Genomic DNA, 21,788 nt, shown 5'->3' with positions numbered 1-21,788 from the left:
GGGTAGCCTATGTTAGATGTAGAAGCGATTCGCAAGGATTTTCCAATTTTAGACCAGATTGTCAACGATGAACCATTGGTCTATTTGGACAATGCTGCGACGACACAAAAACCACTAACAGTTCTGGAAACGATTAATCGCTACTATGAACAGGATAATGCAAATGTTCACCGGGGTGTTCATACCTTGGCAGAACGGGCGACAGCTTCTTATGAGGCGGCTCGTGAAATCATTCGTAAGTTTATCAATGCAGGGTCTACAAAGGAAGTTCTTTTTACCAGAGGAACGACAACCAGTCTGAACTGGGTAGCGCGTTATGCTGAGGAAGTCTTGACTGAGGGAGATCAGGTCTTGATTTCTGTCATGGAACACCATTCCAATATCATTCCTTGGCAGGAAGCCTGCCGTAAGACTGGGGCAGAGCTTGTCTATGTCTATCTCAAGGATGGAGCTCTGGATATGGATGATTTGCGAGCTAAATTGACTGATAAAGTTAAGTTTGTCTCCCTTGCTCACGCCTCAAATGTTCTGGGTGTGGTCAATCCAATCAAAGAAATCACTCAAATGGCCCACCAAGTTGGTGCCATCATGGTGGTGGATGGTGCTCAATCTACACCTCATATGAAGATTGATGTTCAGGACTTGGATGTGGATTTCTTTGCCTTTTCGGGTCACAAGATGGCTGGTCCGACTGGTATCGGTGTTCTTTACGGTAAAGAAAAGTATCTGGAACAAATGTCACCAGTAGAATTTGGCGGCGAAATGATTGATTTCGTTTATGAACAATCTGCTAGTTGGAAGGAATTACCTTGGAAATTCGAGGCAGGAACTCCCAATATGGCAGGTGCAATTGGACTGGCAGCAGCTGTGGATTATCTTGAAAACATTGGTATGGATGCCATTGAAGCCCATGAACAAGAATTGATCGCATACGTCTATCCAAAACTGCAGGCGATTGAAGGACTGACCATTTATGGTTCACAGGACTTGGCTCAACGTTCAGGTGTTATTGCCTTTAACCTAGGCGACCTTCATCCGCACGACCTTGCGACTGCTTTGGATTATGAAGGAGTGGCTGTTCGAGCAGGTCACCATTGTGCGCAACCTTTGCTCCAGTATTTGGATGTTCCAGCAACAGCTCGTGCAAGTTTTTATATCTATAATACAAAGGCAGATTGCGACAAGCTAGTCGATGCCTTACAAAAGACAAAGGAGTTTTTCAATGGCACTTTCTAAACTAGATAGCCTTTATATGGCAGTGGTAGCGGACCATTCGAAAAATCCACATCATCAAGGAAAGTTGGAAGATGCTGAACAAATCAGTCTCAACAATCCAACCTGTGGGGATGTCATCAACCTCTCTGTCAAGTTTGATGCAGAGGACCGTTTGGTAGATATTGCTTTTCTAAACTCAGGATGTACGATTTCAACTGCCTCTGCTAGTATGATGACAGATGCCGTTTTAGGCAAGACCAAACAAGAAATCTTAGAACTTGCGACCATTTTTTCTGAAATGGTTCAAGGGCAAAAAGATGAGCGTCAAGACCAACTTGGAGACGCAGCCTTCTTGTCAGGTGTTGCCAAATTTCCTCAACGAATCAAGTGTGCAACCCTAGCTTGGAACGCCCTGAAGAAAACAATTGAAAATCAAGAAAACAAGTAAGGCAAGTTTCTTTTGTCTTATGAATCAGTAGAAATGAAGAATGAAAGAAAGGATATTATGGCTGAAGAAAGAGTAGAACCAAAACCAATTGACCTTGGTGAATATAAATTTGGTTTCCATGATGATGTAGAGCCTGTCCTATCGACAGGAAAAGGATTGAATGAAGATGTCATTCGTGAACTATCAGCTGCAAAGGGAGAACCTGAGTGGATGCTAGAATTCCGTTTGAAGTCTTATGAAACCTTCAAAAAAATGCCCATGCAAACTTGGGGAGCAGACTTGTCAGAGATTGATTTTGATGACTTGATCTACTACCAAAAACCATCTGATAAACCAGCTCGTTCATGGGATGAGGTTCCTGAAAAAATTAAAGAAACCTTTGAACGTATCGGGATTCCTGAAGCTGAGCGTGCTTATCTAGCAGGTGCCTCTGCCCAGTACGAGTCAGAAGTGGTTTACCACAACATGAAGGAAGAGTTCCAGAAATTGGGTATTATCTTTACAGATACGGATTCTGCCCTCAAGGAATACCCAGACTTGTTTAAACAATACTTTGCTAAGTTGGTACCGCCGACTGATAACAAGTTGGCAGCTCTTAACTCAGCAGTATGGTCAGGTGGAACCTTTATCTACGTACCAAAAGGGGTCAAAGTGGATATTCCACTTCAAACTTACTTCCGTATCAACAACGAAAATACTGGTCAGTTTGAACGTACCTTGATTATCGTTGATGAGGGAGCAAGTGTCCATTATGTAGAAGGATGTACAGCGCCAACTTATTCAAGTAACAGCTTGCATGCTGCCATTGTAGAAATCTTTGCCTTGGATGGAGCTTATATGCGTTATACGACTATCCAAAACTGGTCTGATAACGTCTATAACTTGGTAACAAAGCGTGCTAAGGCTCAAAAGGATGCCACTGTTGAGTGGATTGATGGTAACTTGGGTGCCAAAACAACCATGAAATACCCATCTGTTTACCTAGATGGAGAAGGGGCGCGTGGTACCATGCTCTCTATCGCTTTTGCCAATGCTGGGCAACACCAGGATACTGGAGCTAAGATGATCCACAACGCTCCACATACAAGCTCGTCTATCGTGTCTAAATCCATCGCTAAAGGCGGAGGAAAGGTGGACTACCGTGGACAGGTAACCTTTAATAAAAGCTCTAAGAAATCTGTCTCTCACATCGAGTGTGATACCATTATCATGGATGACTTGTCAGCATCAGATACCATTCCGTTTAATGAAATTCACAACTCACAAGTCGCTTTGGAACACGAAGCTAAGGTATCTAAGATTTCAGAAGAGCAACTCTATTACCTCATGAGCCGTGGATTGTCAGAATCTGAAGCAACTGAGATGATTGTTATGGGATTTGTAGAACCATTTACAAAAGAGCTTCCAATGGAGTATGCTGTTGAGCTTAATCGCTTGATTAGCTATGAGATGGAAGGATCAGTTGGGTAAGAATATGTAGAATCTGAGCAGGATTTATTTCTGTTCAGATTTTTTTGAAAAATCATCTTATAAATATTCACAAAATCCCTTTTATATGATAAAATAAAACAATCATATTTAATGGAGATGAAGTATGAATATTTTTAGAACAAAAGATGTTAGCTTGGGACGTACTGAAATGCACCGTCATTTAAAAGTATGGGATTTGATTTTATTAGGAATCGGTGCCATGGTAGGAACTGGGATTTTTACCATTACAGGAACCGCAGCAGCAACGCTTGCTGGTCCGTCACTGGTGGTATCTATAGTGATTTCTGCCCTGTGTGTTTCTTTATCCGCCCTCTTTTTCGCAGAGTTTGCCTCTCGTGTTCCTGCAACTGGTGGTGCTTATAGTTATTTGTATGCAATTTTGGGTGAATTACCAGCTTGGATTGCTGGTTGGTTGACCATCATGGAGTTCATGACAGCAGTTTCTGGTGTGGCCTCTGGCTGGGCAGCTTATTTTAAAGGCTTGCTCAGTAACTATAGTATATCAATGCCTCAATCCTTGAATGGGACCTTTAACCCTGAGCAGGGTGCCTATATAGACCTTTTACCTATTTTGGTACTGACACTGGTAACCGGTTTAGTTTTATTAAATTCCAAGGCAGCATTGCGTTTTAATTCGCTTCTAGTCGTCTTGAAATTCTCTGCTCTCGCTTTGTTTATTCTAGTTGGTATCTGGTATATTAAACCAGAAAATTGGTCCAACTTTGCTCCTTTTGGTTTTGGTCAAATTTATGGTGGAAGTACTGGAATAATGGCAGGAGCATCTTTGATGTTCTTTGGTTTCCTAGGATTTGAATCTATTTCGATGGCTGTTGATGAAATTCAAAATCCACAAAAGAATGTCCCACGAGGTATTGTTTTGTCTTTGACAATCGTAACGATTCTCTATGCTCTGGTTACATTAGTATTGACAGGGATTGTTCACTACAGCCAACTCAATGTGGATGATGCTGTAGCATTTTCATTGCGAAGTATAGGAATTGGTTGGGCAGCTAATTATGTGTCATTAGTGGCCATTTTAACCCTAATAACAGTGTGTATTTCTATGACTTATGCCTTATCGCGTATGATTTACAGTTTAGCACGTGATGGTCTTTTACCTCGAAGTTTTAAGCAATTAAGCAAAACAAGTCGTGTTCCTAAAAATGCGACCATCTTAACTGGAGTTGCTTCTGCAATTGCAGCAGGAGTGTTTCCACTGGCTAGTATTGCAGCCTTTCTAAATATTTGTACGCTTGCTTATCTTATCTTATTGGCTTATGGAATTATAAAACTTAGAAAGGATAAGGGAATGCCTAAAGAAGGAGAATTCAAAACTCCCCTAGTTCCCTTGTTACCGATTCTCTCGATTCTAATCTGTCTTTCCTTTATGCTTCAATATAGTGTAGAAACATGGATTGCGTTTGGAATTGCTCTTGTAGTTGGACTTGTGATTTACTTTACTTATGGCTATCGTCATTCTACACTTTCTGAATAAAGAAAAAGCTGGAACTTCCCAGCTTTTTGCTTACTCTTTTATATATGTGAAGCCTTCTCCTAGGATTTCATGAGCTTCTGTAATAGTTATAAAGGCTTGAGGATCAATTCGATGAATCATTTCCTTCATTTTCACAATTTCATTTCTTCCGACAATACAGTAGATAATCTTCAAATCTTCTTGACTATAATAACCTTGACCTGAGATGAAAGTAACGCCTCTACCTAGGTCATCATTAATCGCCTTAGCAAGTTGGTCAGGACGTTTTGTGATAATCATAAAACCTTTACCAGCATAGCCACCTTCACCAATCAAATCAATGACACGAGAAACGATAAAATCAAATAAGAGCGTGTAGGAAACCAATCTCAAGTCCTTGAAGATTAGGAGAATAAGCATTAGAATACAAAAATCTAAGATAAAGAGCAGTTTCCCCATGGATATATGAGTGTATTTATTGAGAATACGAGCTAGAATATCAGTACCACCAGTTGTACCTCCAGCATTAAAGATAATTCCAAGACCAATTCCCAATAGAATCCCAGCTATGAGGGCTGTAATCAGTAAATCACCTTGAAGATCAATATGAAGGGGAATCCGCTCAAAAACAGCTAACCAAGCGGACAAAGCTAAGGTTCCTAGTAAACTAGAATAGAGGGATTTGGCTCCAAAGATTTTCCAAGCCAGGATGAAAAGGGGAATATTAATCAGCAAGTTCATCAGAGAAACAGGGATTTTAAAAAGATAAAAGGTGATGAGGGTAATACCTGTCGCCCCTCCTTCAAAGAGATGATGGGGAACTACAAAATAAGTCAGCCCAAAAGCATAAATAGCAGCACCTAGTAAAATGGTTAAAATGGGATAAATTTTTTTAATCATAGGGACCTCTTTTCTTATAAGTAGATTATATCAAATTTTTAAGGAAAATTTGAATGACTCCATTAGGATTTTTAATCTTTTTTTGATATAATTAAAAGTGAAAAACCAATCTGAATCCTAAAATAGAAAGATTGACACTATGACTAAAATTAAGATTGTAACCGATTCATCTGTTACTATTGAACCTGAACTAGTAAAACAATTAGATATCACGGTAGTTCCATTATCCGTAATGATTGATAATGTTGTTTATTCTGATGCGGATTTGAAAGAAGAAGGTAAATTTCTTCAGTTGATGCAAGAAAGTAAGAATCTTCCGAAAACAAGTCAGCCACCTGTAGGTGTCTTTGCGGAAGTTTTTGAAGACCTATGTAAGGATGGTAGCCAGATTCTTGCTATTCATATGTCTCATGCCCTTTCTGGTACTGTAGAAGCGGCACGTCAAGGTGCTAGCTTATCTACTGCCGATGTGACGGTTATTGATAGTTCCTTCACTGACCAAGCCTTGAAATTCCAAGTTGTTGAGGCTGCGAAGTTAGCACAAGAAGGCAAAGAGTTGGAGGAAATTTTAACTCGCATAGAAGAGGTTAAAAGCCACACAGAACTCTATATTGGCGTTTCGACTTTGGAAAATCTTGTTAAAGGTGGACGAATTGGGCGTGTAACTGGATTGTTGAGCTCACTTCTTAATATACGTGTTGTCATGCAGATGAAAGACCATGAATTGCAGCCAATCGTTAAAGGTCGTGGAGCTAAAACCTTTAAAAAATGGTTAGATGAGTTGATAATATCGCTCTCTGAACGTTCTGTAGCAGAGATTGGAATTTCATATTCTGGTAGTGCTGATTGGGCAAAAGAGATGAAAGAAAGATTACAAGCTTATGTTGAAAAGCCTATTTCAGTTTTGGAAACGGGCTCTATTATTCAAACTCACACGGGTGAGAATGCTTGGGCTGTTTTAGTACGTTACCACTCCTAAAAAAATAAATAAAATGGGAAGAAATAGTGTTTTTAACTTGACCTAAAAGGGATTTTAGGATATGATTATATTTGTTAATTAGAAATTAAATTGGAGGAATCATTAACATGGCAAACAAACAAGATTTGATCGCTAAAGTAGCAGAAGCTACAGAATTGACTAAGAAAGACTCAGCAGCAGCAGTTGAAGCTGTATTCGCAGCTGTAACTGAGTACCTTGCAGCTGGTGAAAAAGTTCAATTGATCGGTTTTGGTAACTTTGAAGTTCGTGAGCGTGCTGCACGTAAAGGTCGTAACCCACAAACTGGTAAAGAAATCAAAATTGCAGCTTCTAAAGTTCCAGCATTCAAAGCTGGTAAAGCTCTTAAAGACGCAGTTAAATAATTTGAATTTAAAAAACCTGTCATATCAAGCATTTGAGCTTGTGTGACAGGCTTTTCTTTTGCTTTTGGGGCATTTTGGGGGCAAAACTATAAATTATCTAGCAAATTGAGGATATTGACATCCATCTTCTTTGTAACGTGTGTAGATTTTGTTTATTGTCCTAGAATCAGAACGTCCTACTCTTGCCATAATTGCTTTTAGAGTTACGCTATTCTGCTTATGAGAGTATGCCTAAAGATGTGGTAGGTGAGGTGCCTATCAATGGATTCTTCAAGTTGTGTATTTGTTTTCAGATTTAAATCTTCAATAGTTTTTACGATTTTTGGCAGTTCCGCTCGTCATGCAGAATTATATTCGATATACTCAAGGTTCACTGTGTAATCAAGAGGCAGGTTTAAGATTAACTTAAATCGTTCTGATTTTGACTTTGAAAGATCAAGTTGGATTAGAAAGCATTGAATGTATTTTGTATCGATATAAATCTCAAATGCCTATTTAAAATTATTCATGCTACTAGTAAGAGAGCTGATATAGCTCCCTTAGATTTTTTTTGGTAAAAAGTCCACTACTCTTCTAAAAAAGTGAAATTTACTTTAATATATAGCTGAGATACTGCAACAAATGGTCATTATGCTACTATTGTATATGGATATAATGCTGAAAAGTTGAAGAAATTGAAAGTTCAACTGAACATGACAGATATAGGATAAGAAGAGAGAGCAAGCGATCCTTTTATCTTTATATTATCGTGATTCCTTAATTTTAATGTATACAGTAGAAAACGAGATTGCAGCAGTAAAAAAATTGACCAGTAGTTAGAATTTATTGCTAATCTCTGAGATGATGTACCTATTAATGATTTACTGAAATAAACAGATTTAGCAAAAATTATGTCTATCTTTACAGAATTTTTTGCTCACTTAGTAGGTGATGTAGAGCCAAAGAGGAAGTGATGGCACTTGAGCAAATTTTCAAACGTTTTTATAGTTTTATCAGGCAAGTTACAGAGGGGCTTCTGGTGTGAGTATTCGTGATTTCATGGAAGGGACTAATGGAGTCCTGGCAACAATTGAAAAAGTGATAAATAAGAAGTAATCGATTTAGCTGGTTTTGAACTTTAACTTGTCAATGTAGCTATAAGAAAGTATAGTAATGTTAAAAATATGGGGACTATATGGATAAGCAATTTGTTATACCAGTGAGAGTTGATGAGAGAATTTTAAATAAACTCAATTTTGTATCAATAAAGCTACAACAAGGACGATCAGAAACGATTGGTAAAGGATTAGAGAGGCTCTATAGTGAGCTGGGGAGAAAGATGAGTGGAAAAGGATTGATTTGGGCACATATTTGATTAGGTGTGGCTATTTCTGTCTTAGCACTCTATACCTACACGATTATTTATATTTTTAATCATGATATGGAAGAAATCTTTGCAACTTTTATTATGTTGGTAATTTATTCACTATTCTTTCTGTTATTTTTGATATCAGTTGAGAGATTATCTTTATTGGTTTGCGTAGAATTAGCTTATCGTAATTTGCAACGATATAAAAAAATTAAAAAGTCCCTTCTTTTTGATAGTACTTTTACAAATAAAAGTCTTAGTAATATAATAGAGCTATAGAAGGGGAGGTGGAAGAAATGTTTCGAAAAGAAAAAGCACGCAAGCGATTTTGCTTTTGGTTTATTATTTTTATCCTTTATCTTTTTTTTGGATTGTATTGTATTTGTACAAATTTTGGAGATACCTTGGGTATGATTTTACTATCACCTTTTATCTTTGCTTCCCTGCCACTCTATGCTTATTTAGTCCTTGGTTTGTTTATCTGGGGGTTCATGAGTCTTGCTATGGATGATGTTATGGATCTTTAGTTAAAGGAAAGCTAAGATCGAGAAAGGACACATTTCGTCCTTTCTTTTTTGATAGATATAGTTTTTCTTTTTAAAGAGAATTTTTTTACAAAAATTATTGGTTATTTTGTTTATTTATGCTATAATAGGAACAATTATTTTTAGGAGGTGCAGTATGTCTTATTTGTTTGAGATATTACCGAGTTTATTGAGCGGTGCAAGCATGACTTTGCAGGTTTTTGCACTGGTCTTGATTTTTTCTATTCCCTTGGGCGTTTTGATTGCCTTTGCCTTGCAAGTCCATTGGAAGCCCCTCCATCATCTGATTAATATTTATATTTGGATTATGCGGGGAACACCCTTGCTCTTGCAATTGATTTTTATCTATTATGTGCTGCCAAGCATTGGGATCCGTTTGGATCGTCTTCCTGCGGCCATTATTGCCTTTGTTTTGAATTATGCGGCTTACTTTGCTGAAATCTTCCGTGGAGGGATTGATACCATTCCTAAAGGTCAATATGAGGCTGCTAAGGTTTTGAAGTTTAGTCCCTTTGACACAGTTCGCTATATTATCTTGCCCCAAGTGACCAAGATTGTTCTTCCTAGTGTATTTAACGAAGTTATGAGTTTGGTCAAGGATACTTCTTTGGTCTATGCGCTAGGAATTTCAGACCTTATCCTGGCTAGTCGAACAGCTGCCAACCGTGATGCTAGTCTGGTCCCAATGTTCTTGGCAGGAGCCATTTACTTAATTTTAATTGGTATTGTGACTATTCTTGCCAAAAAAGTTGAGAAGAAGTACAGTTACTATAGATAGGAGGCTACTATGTTAGAATTACGAAATATCAATAAGGGCTTTGGTGAAAAGCAAATTTTATCTAATTTCAGTCTAAAAATTCCTGAAAAGCAAATCCTGGCTATCGTTGGGCCTTCTGGTGGAGGTAAGACAACTCTCTTACGCATGCTCGCAGGTCTTGAAACCATTGATTCAGGGGAAATTTTTTATAATGGAAAACCTTTAGAACTAGATGAACTGGAGAAGCGCAATCTACTGGGATTTGTTTTCCAAGATTTTCAACTGTTCCCTCATTTATCAGTTTTAGACAATTTGACCTTATCACCTGTGAAAACAATGGGGATGAAGCAGGAAGAGGCTGATAAGAAGGCGCGAAGGCTTGTGGAACAATTAGGACTGGCAGGACATGCAGATGCTTATCCCTTCTCACTATCAGGTGGGCAAAAGCAAAGGGTGGCCTTGGCGCGTGCTATGATGATTGACCCAGAAATCATTGGCTACGATGAACCAACTTCTGCCCTAGATCCTGAATTACGCTTGGAAGTGGAAAAACTGATCTTGCAAAATAGGGAACTTGGCATGACCCAGATTGTGGTTACCCATGATTTTCAGTTTGCTGAAAATATCGCAGATCAGATTCTCAAGGTTGAACCCAAGTAGGAGGTGACAATGACTAATAAGAAAATTGCTTTAGTATTGGTTTCTCTCCTGACTCTCTTCTTAACAGCCTGTACTCAGAAGGCTAGTGATCCAAAGCAGGATAACTGGGATAAGTATCAAGAGCAGGGGAGTATAACCATTGGTTTTGATAATACCTTCGTACCTATGGGATTTGAAGAAATGAATGGTCAATATACAGGATTTGATATTGACTTAGCAGAGGCTGTCTCTGAAAAATTAGGTTTTAAGGTTCAATTTCAGCCAATTGACTGGGATATGAAGGAGACAGAACTGCAAAATGGAACCATAGATGCCATTTGGAATGGCTATTCTGCGACTGATGAACGCCGAGAAAAAGTTGCCTTTAGTATTCCTTATATGGAAAATCAGCAAGTACTAGTTACGAAGAAAAGCAAGCAAATTCGTTCAGTAGAGGATATGAAGGATAAGACCTTGGGAGCTCAAGCAGGTTCCTCTGGTTATTTAGACTTTGAAGCTCAGCCAGACTTACTGAAAAATCGTGTTAAAGACCAGAAGGCCAATCAATACCAGAGTTTCAATGAAGCCTTAATTGATTTGAAAAATGATCGGATTGAAGCTTTGTTGATTGACCGAGTGTATGCTAATTATTACCTCCAGTCTGAGGGGATATTAAATGATTACAATGTCTTTTCAGCTGGATTTGAAAGTGAATCTTTTGCTGTTGGAGTTAGAGCAGCTGATAAAAGATTATTAACAGCATTAAACCAATCCTTTATTGAACTATATCAAGAAGGAAAGTTCCAGGAAATCAGCCAGAAATGGTTTGGAGAAGATGTGGCAACAAAAGAAGTGAAAAGTAGAGATTGAGTTTTTCCTCAGTCTCTTTTTGTATCGAAAAATCCTCTGGCAAGTACCAGAGGATAAGAGGTTATTTCATTGTTGGGAAGAGCAATACATCACGGATAGTGGTTGTATCAGTTAGGAGCATGCAGAGACGGTCGATACCGATTCCCAAACCACCTGTTGGTGGCATACCATATTCAAGAGCTTCAATGTAATCGTAGTCGATACCTGTTGCCTCATCGTCACCAAGTTCTTTAGCTTTAGCTTGGGCTTCAAAACGGCTAAGTTGGTCGATTGGATCGTTCAACTCAGTAAAGGCATTACCGTACTCCTTAGTCATGATGAAGAGTTCAAAACGGTCAGTAAAGCGTTCGTCTTCAGGGTTCTTTTTAGCCAGTGGAGATACAGCTACTGGATGTCCATATACAAAGGTTGGTTGGATCAAGGTTTCTTCAACAAACTCTTCAAAGAAGGCATTGATAATGTGACCAACTTCAGTGTAGTGTTTCTCAACTGGAACTTTCTTTTCAGCAGCGATAGCTTTAGCCTCTTCCAAAGTCATGTCTTGCCAGAAATCTACACCAGTAATTTCTTTGATGGCATCCACCATGTGAACACGTTTAAATGGTTCGTTAATCTTGATTTCAGTACCTTGATAGTTAACTGGGCCATCGCCTTTGACTGATTTAGCAGCGTGTTGGATAATACCTTCAGTCAAGTCCATGATGTCTTGGAAGTCTGCATAAGCTTGGTAAACTTCGATGGAAGTAAACTCCGGGTTATGAGTAGCATCCATTCCTTCGTTACGGAAGATACGGCCAATTTCATAGACACGTTCCATACCACCAACGATAAGGCGTTTCAAGTGAAGCTCAGTCGCGATACGAAGCACCATGTCAATATTTTGGGCATTATGGTGGGTGATAAATGGACGGGCAGAAGCACCACCGGCTTCATTATGAAGAACAGGTGTTTCCACTTCAAGGAAGCCTTTTTGGTCAAGGTAACGACGGATTTCAGAGATGATCTTTGAACGAGTGACAAAACGCTCAAAACTTTCGCGATTAGAAATTAAGTCTAGGTAACGTTTACGGTAAATTGTTTCAACATCTGTCAAACCGTGGAATTTCTCAGGAAGTGGGCGAAGTGCTTTAGACAAGTGAGTGATGTGAGTAGCTTTGATAGAGAGTTCTCCCATATCTGTACGCATCACTTCACCTTCGACACCAAGGAAGTCACCAAGGTCTGCTTTTTTGAAGATTTCGTAGTTTTCTTCACCGACAGCATCTTTACGTACGTAGATTTGAATCTGCCCTTCGCGGTCTTGAAGGTGGGCAAAACCTACTTTACCTTTACCACGTTTGGTTACCAAGCGTCCTGCGATAGTAGCTGTTTCGTTTTTATCATGTAATTGTTCTTTATCGAGGTCGGCAAATTTATCTTTTAATTCTTGCGAATTTGCAGTGCGTTCAAAGCGTTTTCCGAAAGGATCAATTCCTTGTTCACGGAGCGCAGCCATTTTTTCACGGCGAACGATCTGCTGGTCATTTAGTTCTTCCATATGTTCTGTAGACATGGGATCCTCCTAGTTTTCCTCAAAATTGAATACGATGAGTCATTTTTTGCGATACTCCCATTTTATCATAAATAGCAGAGAAATTCACGGATAATCTTTCAAAACTAAAAAGAACTTGACGCTAAAATCAAGTTCTTTATTGATAAGAAGTATCATTCCATGTATCAAGAGTGAATTTTTCAAAATCATGGGTTTCAAGAATGGTCAGGCTGGCATTTGCTAGACCGCCATCTTTACGAAGAAGAGGTTCTTTATAACCTAAAAGAGTACGGAGACTGGCAGTAAGATTGGCGCCGTGACCGACAATTAGAATACGCTCAGCTGGACTATCTTTTAATGATTTGATAAATTGGATGGTACGTTGAGTGGTATTATAGAGGGATTCAGCGCCAAACATTTGAGTGTCAAATTGAGCAAGATTAAATCGGAAAGCTTTGATTTGTTGCGGGTAAATAGCTTCCAAGGTTGCAATTTTCAAACCTTCCAACTTTCCCAGCTGCCATTCACGGAGGTTAGGAACGCTTTCTAAAGGACAGGGAGTCTGGAGTTGACTTTGAATAATCTCAGCAGATTTGAATGCTCGAGGTAAATCACTTGAATAAATCTGATCAAAAGGAATATCCTTAAGATATTGACCTAGTTGTTTTAGGGTTTCAATGGATTCAGGAAGAAGGGGAGAATCTCCACTGGCGCCTTGAAAGCGACCTTCTTGGTTCCAGACTGTACGACCGTGGCGGACAAAGTAGAGTTTCATTACTTGCTGTCCTCCAAGATATCTACAAAGTCAGCCTTTACAAAACTAGCCAAGTCTTGTGGAGCGACGATAATGCTGTGACCAACTTCGCCAGCAGAGACAATCATTTGATCCAAGTCTAGAGCAATCTTATCGATAAAAATGGGGTAATTGTGTTTCTGACGAATTCCGACGGGATTATTGGCTCCATGAATATAACCAGTTGTTTTTTCCAAGTCTTTTTGTGGAATCATGCTCACTTTTTTGTTGCCAGAAATTTTGGCTAGTTTTTTTTCAGACAAGTGTTGAGTGATAGGGACAATTCCGATAATCGGTCCTGTTTTATCTCCCAAAAGCGCCAAGGTTTTAAAAATCTGATCTTTTTCATAACCTTGAGGAAGCTCTCCTTCCAGGGCATTGATTTGAATCCCCTGATGTGGGATACCTGCTTTGGACAGGATTTGTTCCACCAATGTTTTTTTGATTTTAACTTTTTTTGCCATTATTTATACTTATCCTCCAATTGGCTCATCCAAATACCAAGCCAGATTCCCAGTGCAAAGAAGAAGGCAATGATGACATACCCAACAAGAGAAATACCGGTGTACTGGATACTTTCAGCATTTCCTGCATTTGGAATCAAGATCAAAAGGGTACTTGATAGGACAATACCGATGATGAAATGATAGACGCGTGAGTGGTAGTTGTTTAAGGCATAATCCATCAATTTTGAAAAAATGATGAGAGTTGCACCTGCACCGATTCCAATCGGGAAGAAGGTTCCCAAGAGGTCAAAGGTTTTAAAACCAGTCAACATAGGAGCATAGAGCCCCAAAATTAAAAGTAGATTTGATGGACTGAGTCCAGGAACTAATACGCCAAGAGCCAGCAGTGTACCAGCTAGGACGAAATTAAGAAAGCTGGCACTTAAGGTTCCAACAACAAAATTTAAGGCATAGAGTCCTAATCCAGAAATGATAAAGGTTATCCAGAACCAAGCTAAATCAATCTTGTCTCGGTCAGATTCTCGAGTTGATTCCTTGAGGAGACTAGGAACTGTACCGATGATGGCACCCGCAAAGCTCCATAGGACAAAGACCTGATAATTTTCAAGCAGGTATTCAATTGGGTAGGAAAATAAGCCGATTCCCAGAAGCATACCGATGGCAACTGGAATAAAATACAAAACATTTTCTTTAAAGTCTTTAAAGGGATGAGCCAGAAAACCAATCATTCGTTCATAAATTCCTAAGATTGCTGCTAGAACCCCTCCGGAAATTCCCGGTAGAATAAATCCAAGAGCAATGACAATCCCTTTAATAACACGTGCTAACCATGAGAGCATATTTTTCCTCCAACTATTTCTATTTCAAAAAATCCTTACTATATTGTATCACAATCTAAAACAAAAAGAAAAAGCAAATGAGAAACAAATGCTTTTAAGGTTTTAAAAAGAGTTTTCTAAAGGTTTCTTCTTTATTTTTTAAAGAAGAGATGACGTTGATATCCAAATCGTGGTCAAAGCCAGCAATTTTTCCTTTAGAAGTGTACTGGTGAATGTCATAATCTATATCAGTCTTAGGAGTTGCCTCGTAAAATCCTGAGTCAGAACCATAGGAAGGAATCCACACAGACGTAAACTTGTCAGTATCAATACTGTGTTCTTCCATGAAATAGACCCCAACGTAGATTCCGATATTTTTAGCACCTAGTGATTCTAGTTTTGCACGAAAGGCTTCAACACCTTCGTTCATATTGGACATGGTTTTTTCTTCCACATCTAGCCAATAGTAGCTAGGGCTGTATGGCGATGCGGAATTATAAAAACTTTCAGCAGCCTTTTCCATTTCTTGGATACTTTTTCCAGCTACATAGGCATAGACCCCAACTGGGACATTTCGTTTTTGAAACTCGGTAATATGGGTTTTAAAGGCCTTGTCTACCCCATTAACAAAGGAAGCATCATTCTCTTTTGAAGACTGAGCGCCACTATGGACGCGAACAATAGCTCCTGAAATGTTTTGGGAGAGAGTATCGTAATTAATTTCCTCAGGTCGTTGCCAACCAGAAACATCAATCACCGGTTTATCTATATTATGTAGCGCTTGCGATTCTACTTGCGCGATATTTGACTTTGTTTTTACAGGATGGTCCTCAAAACGAGGGCGATTTAGGATTAAAATGAAAATCATAATCCCAAAAAAACCAAACAAAATAAGCGGATTAATTTTCTTTCTCATATCTTATAATTTTACCTTATAAATGAAAAAAAATCAAAAAAAAATACTCAAAAAATGGGTTAATAGAGGACTTTAGAGCATTTTTTCATTCAAGAGCGCGGAATGATTTGAAATATGGTATAATAAAAGGGAATTTCTAGAGAAAAGAGAAGATTATGTCAAATTATGCCATTATTTTAGCAGCGGGTAAAGGAACTCGCATGAAATCGGATTTGCCAAAAGTTTTGCACAAGGTTGCGGGTATTTCTATGCTAGAACATGTTTTCCGTAGTGTGGGAGCTATCCAACCTGAAAAGACAGTAACAGTTGTGGGACACAAGGCGGAATTGGTTGAAGAGGTCTTGGCTGGACAGACAGAATTTGTGACTCAATCTGAACAGTTGGGGACTGGTCATGCGGTTATGATGACAGAGCCTATTTTAGAAGGTTTGTCAGGGCATACCTTGGTCATTGCAGGAGATACTCCTTTAATCACTGGTGAAAGCTTGAAAAACTTGATTGATTTCCACATCAATCATAAAAATGTGGCGACTATCTTGACTGCTGAAACGGATAATCCTTTTGGTTATGGACGAATTGTTCGTAATGACAATGCTGAGGTTCTTCGTATTGTTGAGCAAAAGGATGCCACAGATTTTGAAAAACAAATCAAGGAAATCAACACTGGAACATATGTTTTTGATAACGAGCGTTTGTTTGAGGCTTTGAAAAATATCAATACCAACAATGCTCAAGGTGAATACTATATTACAGATGTCATTGGCATTTTCCGTGAAGCTGGTGAAAAAGTCGGCGCTTATACTTTGAAAGATTTTGATGAGAGTCTTGGGGTAAATGACCGTGTGGCTCTTGCGACTGCTGAGTCGGTTATGCGTCGTCGCATCAATCACCAGCACATGGTCAATGGCGTTAGCTTTGTTAATCCAGAAGCAACTTATATCGATATTGATGTTGAGATTGCTCCTGAAGTTCAAATCGAGGCCAATGTTACCTTAAAGGGGCAAACGAAAATTGGTCCTGAGACTGTTTTGACAAACGGAACGTATGTAGTGGACAGCACTATTGGAGCAGGAGCTGTTATTACCAACTCTATGATTGAGGAAAGCAGTGTTGCAGATGGTGTGACTGTCGGACCTTACGCCCACATTCGTCCAGGTTCAAGTCTGGCTGCTCAAGTTCATATTGGTAACTTTGTTGAAGTTAAAGGCTCTTCAATCGGTGAAAATACCAAGGCTGGTCATTTGACTTATATCGGAAACTGTGAAGTGGGTAGTCATGTTAATTTCGGTGCAGGAACTATTACAGTCAACTACGATGGTAAAAACAAATACAAGACAGTCATTGGCAACAATGTCTTTGTTGGTTCAAATTCAACCATTATTGCTCCAGTTGAGTTAGGTGACAATTCTCTTGTTGGTGCTGGTTCAACTATTACCAAAGACGTTCCAACAGATGCGATTGCGATTGGTCGTGGTCGTCAGGTCAATAAAGATGAATATGCTACTCGCCTCCCTCATCATCCTAATAATCAGTAGGAGCCTATCATGGAATTTGAAGAAAAAACGCTTAGCCGAAAAGAAATCTATCAAGGACCAATTTTTAAATTGGTACAAGATCAGGTTGAGTTACCAGAAGGCAAGGGAACTGCCCAACGTGATTTGATTTTCCACAATGGAGCTGTCTGTGTTTTAGCTGTAACGAATGAGCAAAAACTCATCTTGGTCAAACAGTACCGTAAGGCTATCGAGGCTGTCTCTTACGAAATTCCAGCTGGAAAATTGGAAGTAGGAGAAAATACAGACCCTGTCGCAGCAGCCCTGCGTGAATTAGAGGAAGAAACAGCCTATACAGGGAAGTTAGAACTCTTGTATGACTTTTATTCAGCCATTGGCTTTTGTAATGAAAAGTTAAAACTATACCTAGCAAGCGATTTGACAAAGGTGGAAAATCCACGTCCGCAGGATGAAGATGAAACCTTGGAAGTCCTTGAAGTGAGCCTAGAAGAAGCCAAGGAATTAATCCAATCAGGTCACATCTGTGATGCCAAGACAATTATGGCTGTTCAATACTGGGAATTACACAAAAAATAGAGGAGGTCAGTATGGGTAAACCTTTATTAACGGATGAAATGATTGAAAGAGCTAATAGAGGCGAAAAAATTTCAGGTCCCCCTTTGCTAGATGATGAGGAGACCAAGATTTTACCAACCTCATCTTCCCGTTTTGGTTATGCCAATCCTAAGGAACATGGTTTTAGCCAGGAAACCTTGAAGATTCAGGTCGAACCGTCTATTCATAAAAGCCGTCGTATTGAAAATACCAAGAGAAATGTCTTCAATTCTAAGTTAAATAAAATCTTATTTGCTGTCATCTTTCTCTTGATCTTGCTTGTTTTAGCAATGAAACTTTTGTAATAGAAAAGGAATTGAAATGAAAATAGGAATTATTGCGGCTATGCCAGAAGAACTGGCTTATCTAATCCAGCATTTAGACAATGCCCAGGAGCAAGTTGTTTTGGGGAATACCTATCACACAGGAAGCATTGCCTCTCATGAAGTCGTTCTTGTAGAAAGTGGAATTGGTAAGGTCATGTCTGCTATGAGTGTGGCGATTTTGGCTGATCATTTCCAAGTGGATGCTCTTATCAATACAGGATCAGCTGGTGCCGTCGCAGAAGGGATTGCTGTTGGGGATGTCGTGATTGCTGACAAATTAGCCTATCATGACGTGGATGTCACAGCTTTTGGCTATGATTATGGACAAATGGCGCAACAACCGCTGTATTTTGAATCAGATAAAACCTTTGTCGCCAAAATCCAAAAGAGTTTATCTCAATTGGACCAGAACTGGCATCTTGGTTTGATTGCTACAGGTGATAGTTTTGTTGCAGGAAATGACAAGATAGAAGCAATTAAGTCCCATTTCCCAGGAGTTTTAGCCGTTGAGATGGAGGGGGCAGCTATTGCTCAGGCAGCGCATGCTCTTAATCTTCCAGTCTTAGTTATCCGTGCTATGAGTGACAATGCCAACCATGAAGCAAACATCTCTTTTGATGAGTTTATTATCGAAGCTGGACGTCGCTCTGCTCAAGTCTTATTAGCTTTTTTGAATGCCTTAGATTAAGCGGAAATTTGACAGTTTTTCTAGCTTATGATAAGATTTAAGTAAAGAAAAGCTAGAAAACGTTTCAGAGGATATTATGAGTATTGAAATGACCGTAAGTGAGATTGCAGAGGTTTTAGGATTATCTCGCCAAGCAATCAATAACCGTGTCAAGGAATTACCAGAAGAAGACACAGATAAAAATGACAAAGGGGTAACAGTCGTTACCAGAAGTGGCTTGATTAAGCTAGAAGAAATTTATAAAAAAACGATTTTTGAAGATGAGCCTGTCAGTGAAGATGTCAAGCAACGTGAACTGATGGAGATTCTAGTGGACGAGAAGAATGCAGAAATTCTCCGTCTCTATGAACAATTAAAAGCCAAGGATCGTCAATTATCAGAAAAAGATGAGCAAATGCGCATCAAAGACCGTCAGATTGCTGAGAAAGATAAACAACTGGATCAGCAGCAACAATTGACCCTTCAAGCCATGAAGGATCAAGAAAATCTCAAGCTAGAGCTGGACCAAGCAAAAGAAGAAGTCCAATCCACTAAGAAAGGCTTTTTTGCTCGTTTATTTGGAGGATAATCAAGGAGCTGTTTAGGTTAAATGCTAACCTGATGGCTTCTTTTGTTTGTGAATGCTATAGTTGATTAGAACAGAGACAGTATAGGAGAGGTAGAAAATGGAACGAATAGAAGATTACATTGCTTTCGATTTAGAATTTAATCAGCACGAAGGACAAACACACTTGATTCAAGTATCGGCAGTGCGTTTTAGAGATGGTCAGGAAATCGATGCCTATGATTCCTATGTCCAGACTAGTGTGCCTCTAAAGAGTTTTATCAATGGATTGACTGGAATTACAGCTGAGACTCTAAAAGATGCTCCACCAGTAGAGAAAGTTATAGCAGAATTTCAAGAGTTTGTGGGTTCTTTGCCTATGGTAGGCTACAATGCTGCTAAAAGTGATTTGCCTATTCTAGCAGAGCATGGTTTAGACTACAGCCAGCAGTACAAGGTGGATCTATATGATGAAGCCTTTGAACGCCGTAGTTCAGATTTACATGGTATTGCCAATCTCAAATTGCAAACTGTTGCCTCATTTCTTGGATTTCAAGGTCAGTCTCATAATAGCTTGGAGGATGCTCGGATGACGGCGCGTGTTTACGAGTCCTTTCTAGAGTCAGATCAAGCTAGAGAATTGTTAGAGACGGAAAGTAGCCTATCAAACAATCCTTTTGGAGGCTTGGACTTGTCTCAATTATTTGACTAGGAGTGCCTATGAAACCTGAAAAACCTAAAAATCTAGGTTTTAAGCAGATATACTTTAATCTAGATAAAATACTCTTTCTCTTTTTCTTGATATTCATGATGATTGAGTTTGTCTGGTTACCACTTAATTCTTGGATTGCTGGACTGTTACTTCGTCAGACAGGTTATCTCTTTCTTTCCTACAATAATATTTTTGCCATTATAAAGGGTTCTCCCTTTGTTAGTCTTGCTTTATTTGTTCTGGTAATCGTTAATTTACTAATCGCCTATTACCAGATAGGACTCCTCTTTATCGGAGCTCGACACCTCCTCTATCATGAAAAGAGAACTTTGCTGGAGTACAGTCGCAAGGTCTTTCGACAAAGTTTCTTGTTTATGAAGCAAGTGACGATTTCCAAAATGGCCTTTATTTTCTTTTATGTCATGATGCTCTTTCCATTGATTCGAAAGATTTTAAAGATTTATTACCTCAATAAAATCGTCATTCCGGAATTTATAGTAGCCTATGTAGAAGATAAGTACTGGTTGGTTGGTTTGATTGTTACTATTCTGGCTTTACTGTTATTTTACATTTCAGTACGTTTGATGTTTGCCTTACCCCAGCTTTTGTTTGAGAAGAAAACAGTCAAAGAAGCGGTCAGATACAGTATAGAGAAGACCAAAAGGCAATCCTGGTTTTATATTTGGAACTTGCTTTGGATTATCGTCAAAACGTATCTATTTTTCATTCTTCTCTTGATTCCTATCTTAGCAAGTCAGGTATTGATGGATGGATTGACCCATAAGGAATCTCTTGTACTTGGAATAATCAATTTTGTTTTGATCAAGAATTTCCACTATATGGCCTTGACCTATTTCCTTATTAAGTTTGTTTCCTTTTTGACAGGGGAAGAACTAGAAATCACACCAAGGAGAAAGAAAGACCACTGGATGAGATGGGGAGTGATGGGCTGTGCTGCTATCTTTTTTGCTCTTGAGGGGTATGTCTATTTGGAAGCTCCAGTAGCACATAAACCTTTAGTTATTTCTCATAGAGGTGTTTCTAATAAGAACGGTGTGCAGAATACTGTACAGTCGCTAGAAAAGACAGCTCAACTAGGGCCAGACTTTGTTGAGACGGATGTTCAGGAAACAAAAGATGGCCAGTTTGTCATGATGCATGATGCTAATATTAAGAATTTGACAGGAGTCAATGCCAATCCTCAAGATCTAACTTTGGATGAATTAACCAAACTTGATATTTCAGAAAATGGTTATCATAGCAAGGTGTCTAGTTTTGATGCTTATCTCAACAAAGCCAATGAATTGCATCAAAAACTCCTTATTGAGATTAAGACCAGTCGAAAAGATAGTCCAGATATAATGAAACGCTTTATGGACAAATATGGAGCCATCATTAAGCAGAATGGTCATCAAATGCAGTCCTTAGACTATCATGTGATTGATCAGGTTTTAGCCTACGATTCACAAATTCCAGTCTATTTCATTCTGCCTTACAATAGTATTTTTCCAAGAACCAAAGCCACAGGTTACACCATGGAGTATTCAACCTTGGACCAAAATTTTGTCAATAAGCTTTGGAATACGGATCAGAGATTGTACGTGTGGACCATCAATAGTTCAGAGTCCTTTGATAAATCTGTTCAGCTAGGAGCGGATGGCATGATAACTGATGACTTGGAAATGGTTCAAGAGCAGGTTACCATTGCACAAGAAGATCCAGAGTACACAGATTTGCTTTTTAAACAAGCAATGGAATTCTTTAATTTTTAGTAACAAAAAAGAGGAACAGTTGTTCCTGAGTTTGGAGATAAACTCCTTAGAATAAACGTTTCTA

23 protein-coding genes are annotated in these 21,788 nt (G+C 38.9%); 17 read left to right on the top strand and 6 right to left on the bottom strand.

Annotated features, from left to right (window positions below; translation table 11 throughout):
• The first annotated feature begins 9 nt into the window (after positions 1-9).
• The 4 genes from JJN14_RS06050 to JJN14_RS06035 all read left to right on the top strand — a co-directional run bounded on the left by JJN14_RS06050 (position 10) and on the right by JJN14_RS06035 (position 4,649).
• On the top strand, positions 10-1,236 hold the full coding sequence (locus tag JJN14_RS06050) for a cysteine desulfurase (RefSeq protein WP_201058139.1): 1,227 nt from the start codon (positions 10-12) through the stop codon (positions 1,234-1,236).
• Positions 1,223-1,663 (top strand): Fe-S cluster assembly sulfur transfer protein SufU, encoded by a 441-nt coding sequence (sufU, locus tag JJN14_RS06045; RefSeq protein WP_084930118.1) that lies wholly within the window; start codon positions 1,223-1,225, stop codon positions 1,661-1,663. Before JJN14_RS06050 ends, sufU begins: the two co-directional genes overlap by 14 nt.
• 57 nt (positions 1,664-1,720) lie before the next feature.
• Complete coding sequence (gene sufB, locus JJN14_RS06040; RefSeq protein WP_125458019.1) at positions 1,721-3,133, top strand: Fe-S cluster assembly protein SufB; 1,413 nt, start codon at positions 1,721-1,723, stop codon at positions 3,131-3,133.
• Positions 3,134-3,257: 124 nt separating this feature from the next.
• Positions 3,258-4,649 carry an APC family permease gene (locus JJN14_RS06035; protein ID WP_201058138.1) on the top strand — a complete coding sequence of 464 codons (1,392 nt, stop codon included), beginning with the start codon at positions 3,258-3,260 and terminating at the stop codon, positions 4,647-4,649.
• A 30-nt stretch (positions 4,650-4,679) separates the two neighbouring features.
• On the opposite strand, the gene JJN14_RS06030 is transcribed toward JJN14_RS06035, so the two are convergent.
• Positions 4,680-5,528, bottom strand: coding sequence for a YitT family protein (locus tag JJN14_RS06030; protein ID WP_070478807.1), 849 nt, complete (start codon positions 5,526-5,528; stop codon positions 4,680-4,682).
• Between the two features lie 139 nt (positions 5,529-5,667).
• Here JJN14_RS06030 and JJN14_RS06025 point away from each other — a divergent pair, with 139 nt between their 5' ends.
• The 6 genes from JJN14_RS06025 (at position 5,668) to JJN14_RS05995 (ending at position 11,049) form a co-directional block, all read left to right on the top strand.
• Positions 5,668-6,507 (top strand): DegV family protein, encoded by an 840-nt coding sequence (locus JJN14_RS06025; protein WP_201058137.1) that lies wholly within the window; start codon positions 5,668-5,670, stop codon positions 6,505-6,507.
• A 107-nt stretch (positions 6,508-6,614) separates the two neighbouring features.
• Entirely contained in the window at positions 6,615-6,890 is a 276-nt protein-coding gene (locus JJN14_RS06020; RefSeq protein WP_001284640.1) for an HU family DNA-binding protein, read from the top strand.
• Positions 6,891-8,064: 1,174 nt separating this feature from the next.
• Positions 8,065-8,244, top strand: coding sequence for a hypothetical protein (locus JJN14_RS06015; RefSeq protein ID WP_049487111.1), 180 nt, complete (start codon positions 8,065-8,067; stop codon positions 8,242-8,244).
• A 675-nt stretch (positions 8,245-8,919) separates the two neighbouring features.
• A complete protein-coding gene (locus tag JJN14_RS06005; protein ID WP_049487112.1) occupies positions 8,920-9,561 on the top strand; it encodes an amino acid ABC transporter permease in 642 nt (213 codons plus the stop codon).
• A 9-nt stretch (positions 9,562-9,570) separates the two neighbouring features.
• The gene (locus JJN14_RS06000) at positions 9,571-10,200 is read left to right on the top strand and encodes an amino acid ABC transporter ATP-binding protein (protein ID WP_201058136.1); all 630 of its coding nucleotides are present in this window, start codon (positions 9,571-9,573) and stop codon (positions 10,198-10,200) included.
• A 9-nt stretch (positions 10,201-10,209) separates the two neighbouring features.
• Complete coding sequence (locus JJN14_RS05995) at positions 10,210-11,049, top strand: amino acid ABC transporter substrate-binding protein (protein WP_201058135.1); 840 nt, start codon at positions 10,210-10,212, stop codon at positions 11,047-11,049.
• Between the two features lie 61 nt (positions 11,050-11,110).
• Here JJN14_RS05995 and lysS read toward each other — a convergent pair whose 3' ends face one another.
• The 5 genes from lysS to JJN14_RS05970 all read right to left on the bottom strand — a co-directional run bounded on the left by lysS (position 11,111) and on the right by JJN14_RS05970 (position 15,574).
• Positions 11,111-12,601, bottom strand: a complete 1,491-nt coding sequence (gene lysS, locus JJN14_RS05990) for a lysine--tRNA ligase (RefSeq protein ID WP_061759817.1) — start codon at positions 12,599-12,601, stop codon at positions 11,111-11,113.
• A 136-nt stretch (positions 12,602-12,737) separates the two neighbouring features.
• A complete protein-coding gene (locus JJN14_RS05985) occupies positions 12,738-13,355 on the bottom strand; it encodes a histidine phosphatase family protein (RefSeq protein WP_201058134.1) in 618 nt (205 codons plus the stop codon).
• On the bottom strand, positions 13,355-13,837 hold the full coding sequence (locus tag JJN14_RS05980) for an aminoacyl-tRNA deacylase (RefSeq protein WP_201058133.1): 483 nt from the start codon (positions 13,835-13,837) through the stop codon (positions 13,355-13,357). The genes JJN14_RS05985 and JJN14_RS05980 overlap by 1 nt, the downstream gene beginning before the upstream one ends.
• On the bottom strand, positions 13,837-14,679 hold the full coding sequence (locus JJN14_RS05975) for a DUF368 domain-containing protein (protein ID WP_201058132.1): 843 nt from the start codon (positions 14,677-14,679) through the stop codon (positions 13,837-13,839). The genes JJN14_RS05980 and JJN14_RS05975 overlap by 1 nt, the downstream gene beginning before the upstream one ends.
• 94 nt (positions 14,680-14,773) lie before the next feature.
• Positions 14,774-15,574, bottom strand: coding sequence for a glycoside hydrolase family 25 protein (locus JJN14_RS05970; protein WP_049487118.1), 801 nt, complete (start codon positions 15,572-15,574; stop codon positions 14,774-14,776).
• Between the two features lie 155 nt (positions 15,575-15,729).
• Here JJN14_RS05970 and glmU point away from each other — a divergent pair, with 155 nt between their 5' ends.
• The 7 genes from glmU to JJN14_RS05935 all read left to right on the top strand — a co-directional run bounded on the left by glmU (position 15,730) and on the right by JJN14_RS05935 (position 21,724).
• Positions 15,730-17,109, top strand: a complete 1,380-nt coding sequence (glmU, locus tag JJN14_RS05965; RefSeq protein ID WP_201058131.1) for a bifunctional UDP-N-acetylglucosamine diphosphorylase/glucosamine-1-phosphate N-acetyltransferase GlmU — start codon at positions 15,730-15,732, stop codon at positions 17,107-17,109.
• A gap of 9 nt (positions 17,110-17,118) precedes the next feature.
• A complete protein-coding gene (locus JJN14_RS05960) occupies positions 17,119-17,664 on the top strand; it encodes an NUDIX hydrolase (RefSeq protein ID WP_201058130.1) in 546 nt (181 codons plus the stop codon).
• Positions 17,665-17,675: 11 nt separating this feature from the next.
• Positions 17,676-17,987: a cell wall synthase accessory phosphoprotein MacP gene (gene macP, locus JJN14_RS05955; RefSeq protein WP_000517862.1), complete on the top strand. Its 312-nt coding sequence runs from the start codon at positions 17,676-17,678 to the stop codon at positions 17,985-17,987.
• Positions 17,988-18,003: 16 nt separating this feature from the next.
• Positions 18,004-18,696 (top strand): 5'-methylthioadenosine/adenosylhomocysteine nucleosidase, encoded by a 693-nt coding sequence (locus JJN14_RS05950; protein WP_201058129.1) that lies wholly within the window; start codon positions 18,004-18,006, stop codon positions 18,694-18,696.
• Positions 18,697-18,772: 76 nt separating this feature from the next.
• Entirely contained in the window at positions 18,773-19,264 is a 492-nt protein-coding gene (rocS, locus tag JJN14_RS05945; RefSeq protein ID WP_000021242.1) for a chromosome segregation protein RocS, read from the top strand.
• A gap of 97 nt (positions 19,265-19,361) precedes the next feature.
• On the top strand, positions 19,362-19,952 hold the full coding sequence (locus JJN14_RS05940; protein ID WP_201058128.1) for a 3'-5' exonuclease: 591 nt from the start codon (positions 19,362-19,364) through the stop codon (positions 19,950-19,952).
• Positions 19,953-19,960: 8 nt separating this feature from the next.
• On the top strand, positions 19,961-21,724 hold the full coding sequence (locus JJN14_RS05935; RefSeq protein ID WP_201058127.1) for a glycerophosphoryl diester phosphodiesterase membrane domain-containing protein: 1,764 nt from the start codon (positions 19,961-19,963) through the stop codon (positions 21,722-21,724).
• Positions 21,725-21,788: the final 64 nt, after the last annotated feature.

The sequence above is a fragment of the Streptococcus mitis genome, from assembly GCF_016658865.1.
Taxonomy (GTDB): domain Bacteria; phylum Bacillota; class Bacilli; order Lactobacillales; family Streptococcaceae; genus Streptococcus; species Streptococcus mitis_BT.
The sequence above is the reverse complement of the archived record's forward strand: the minus strand, read 5'-3'. Positions and strand labels throughout refer to the sequence as shown.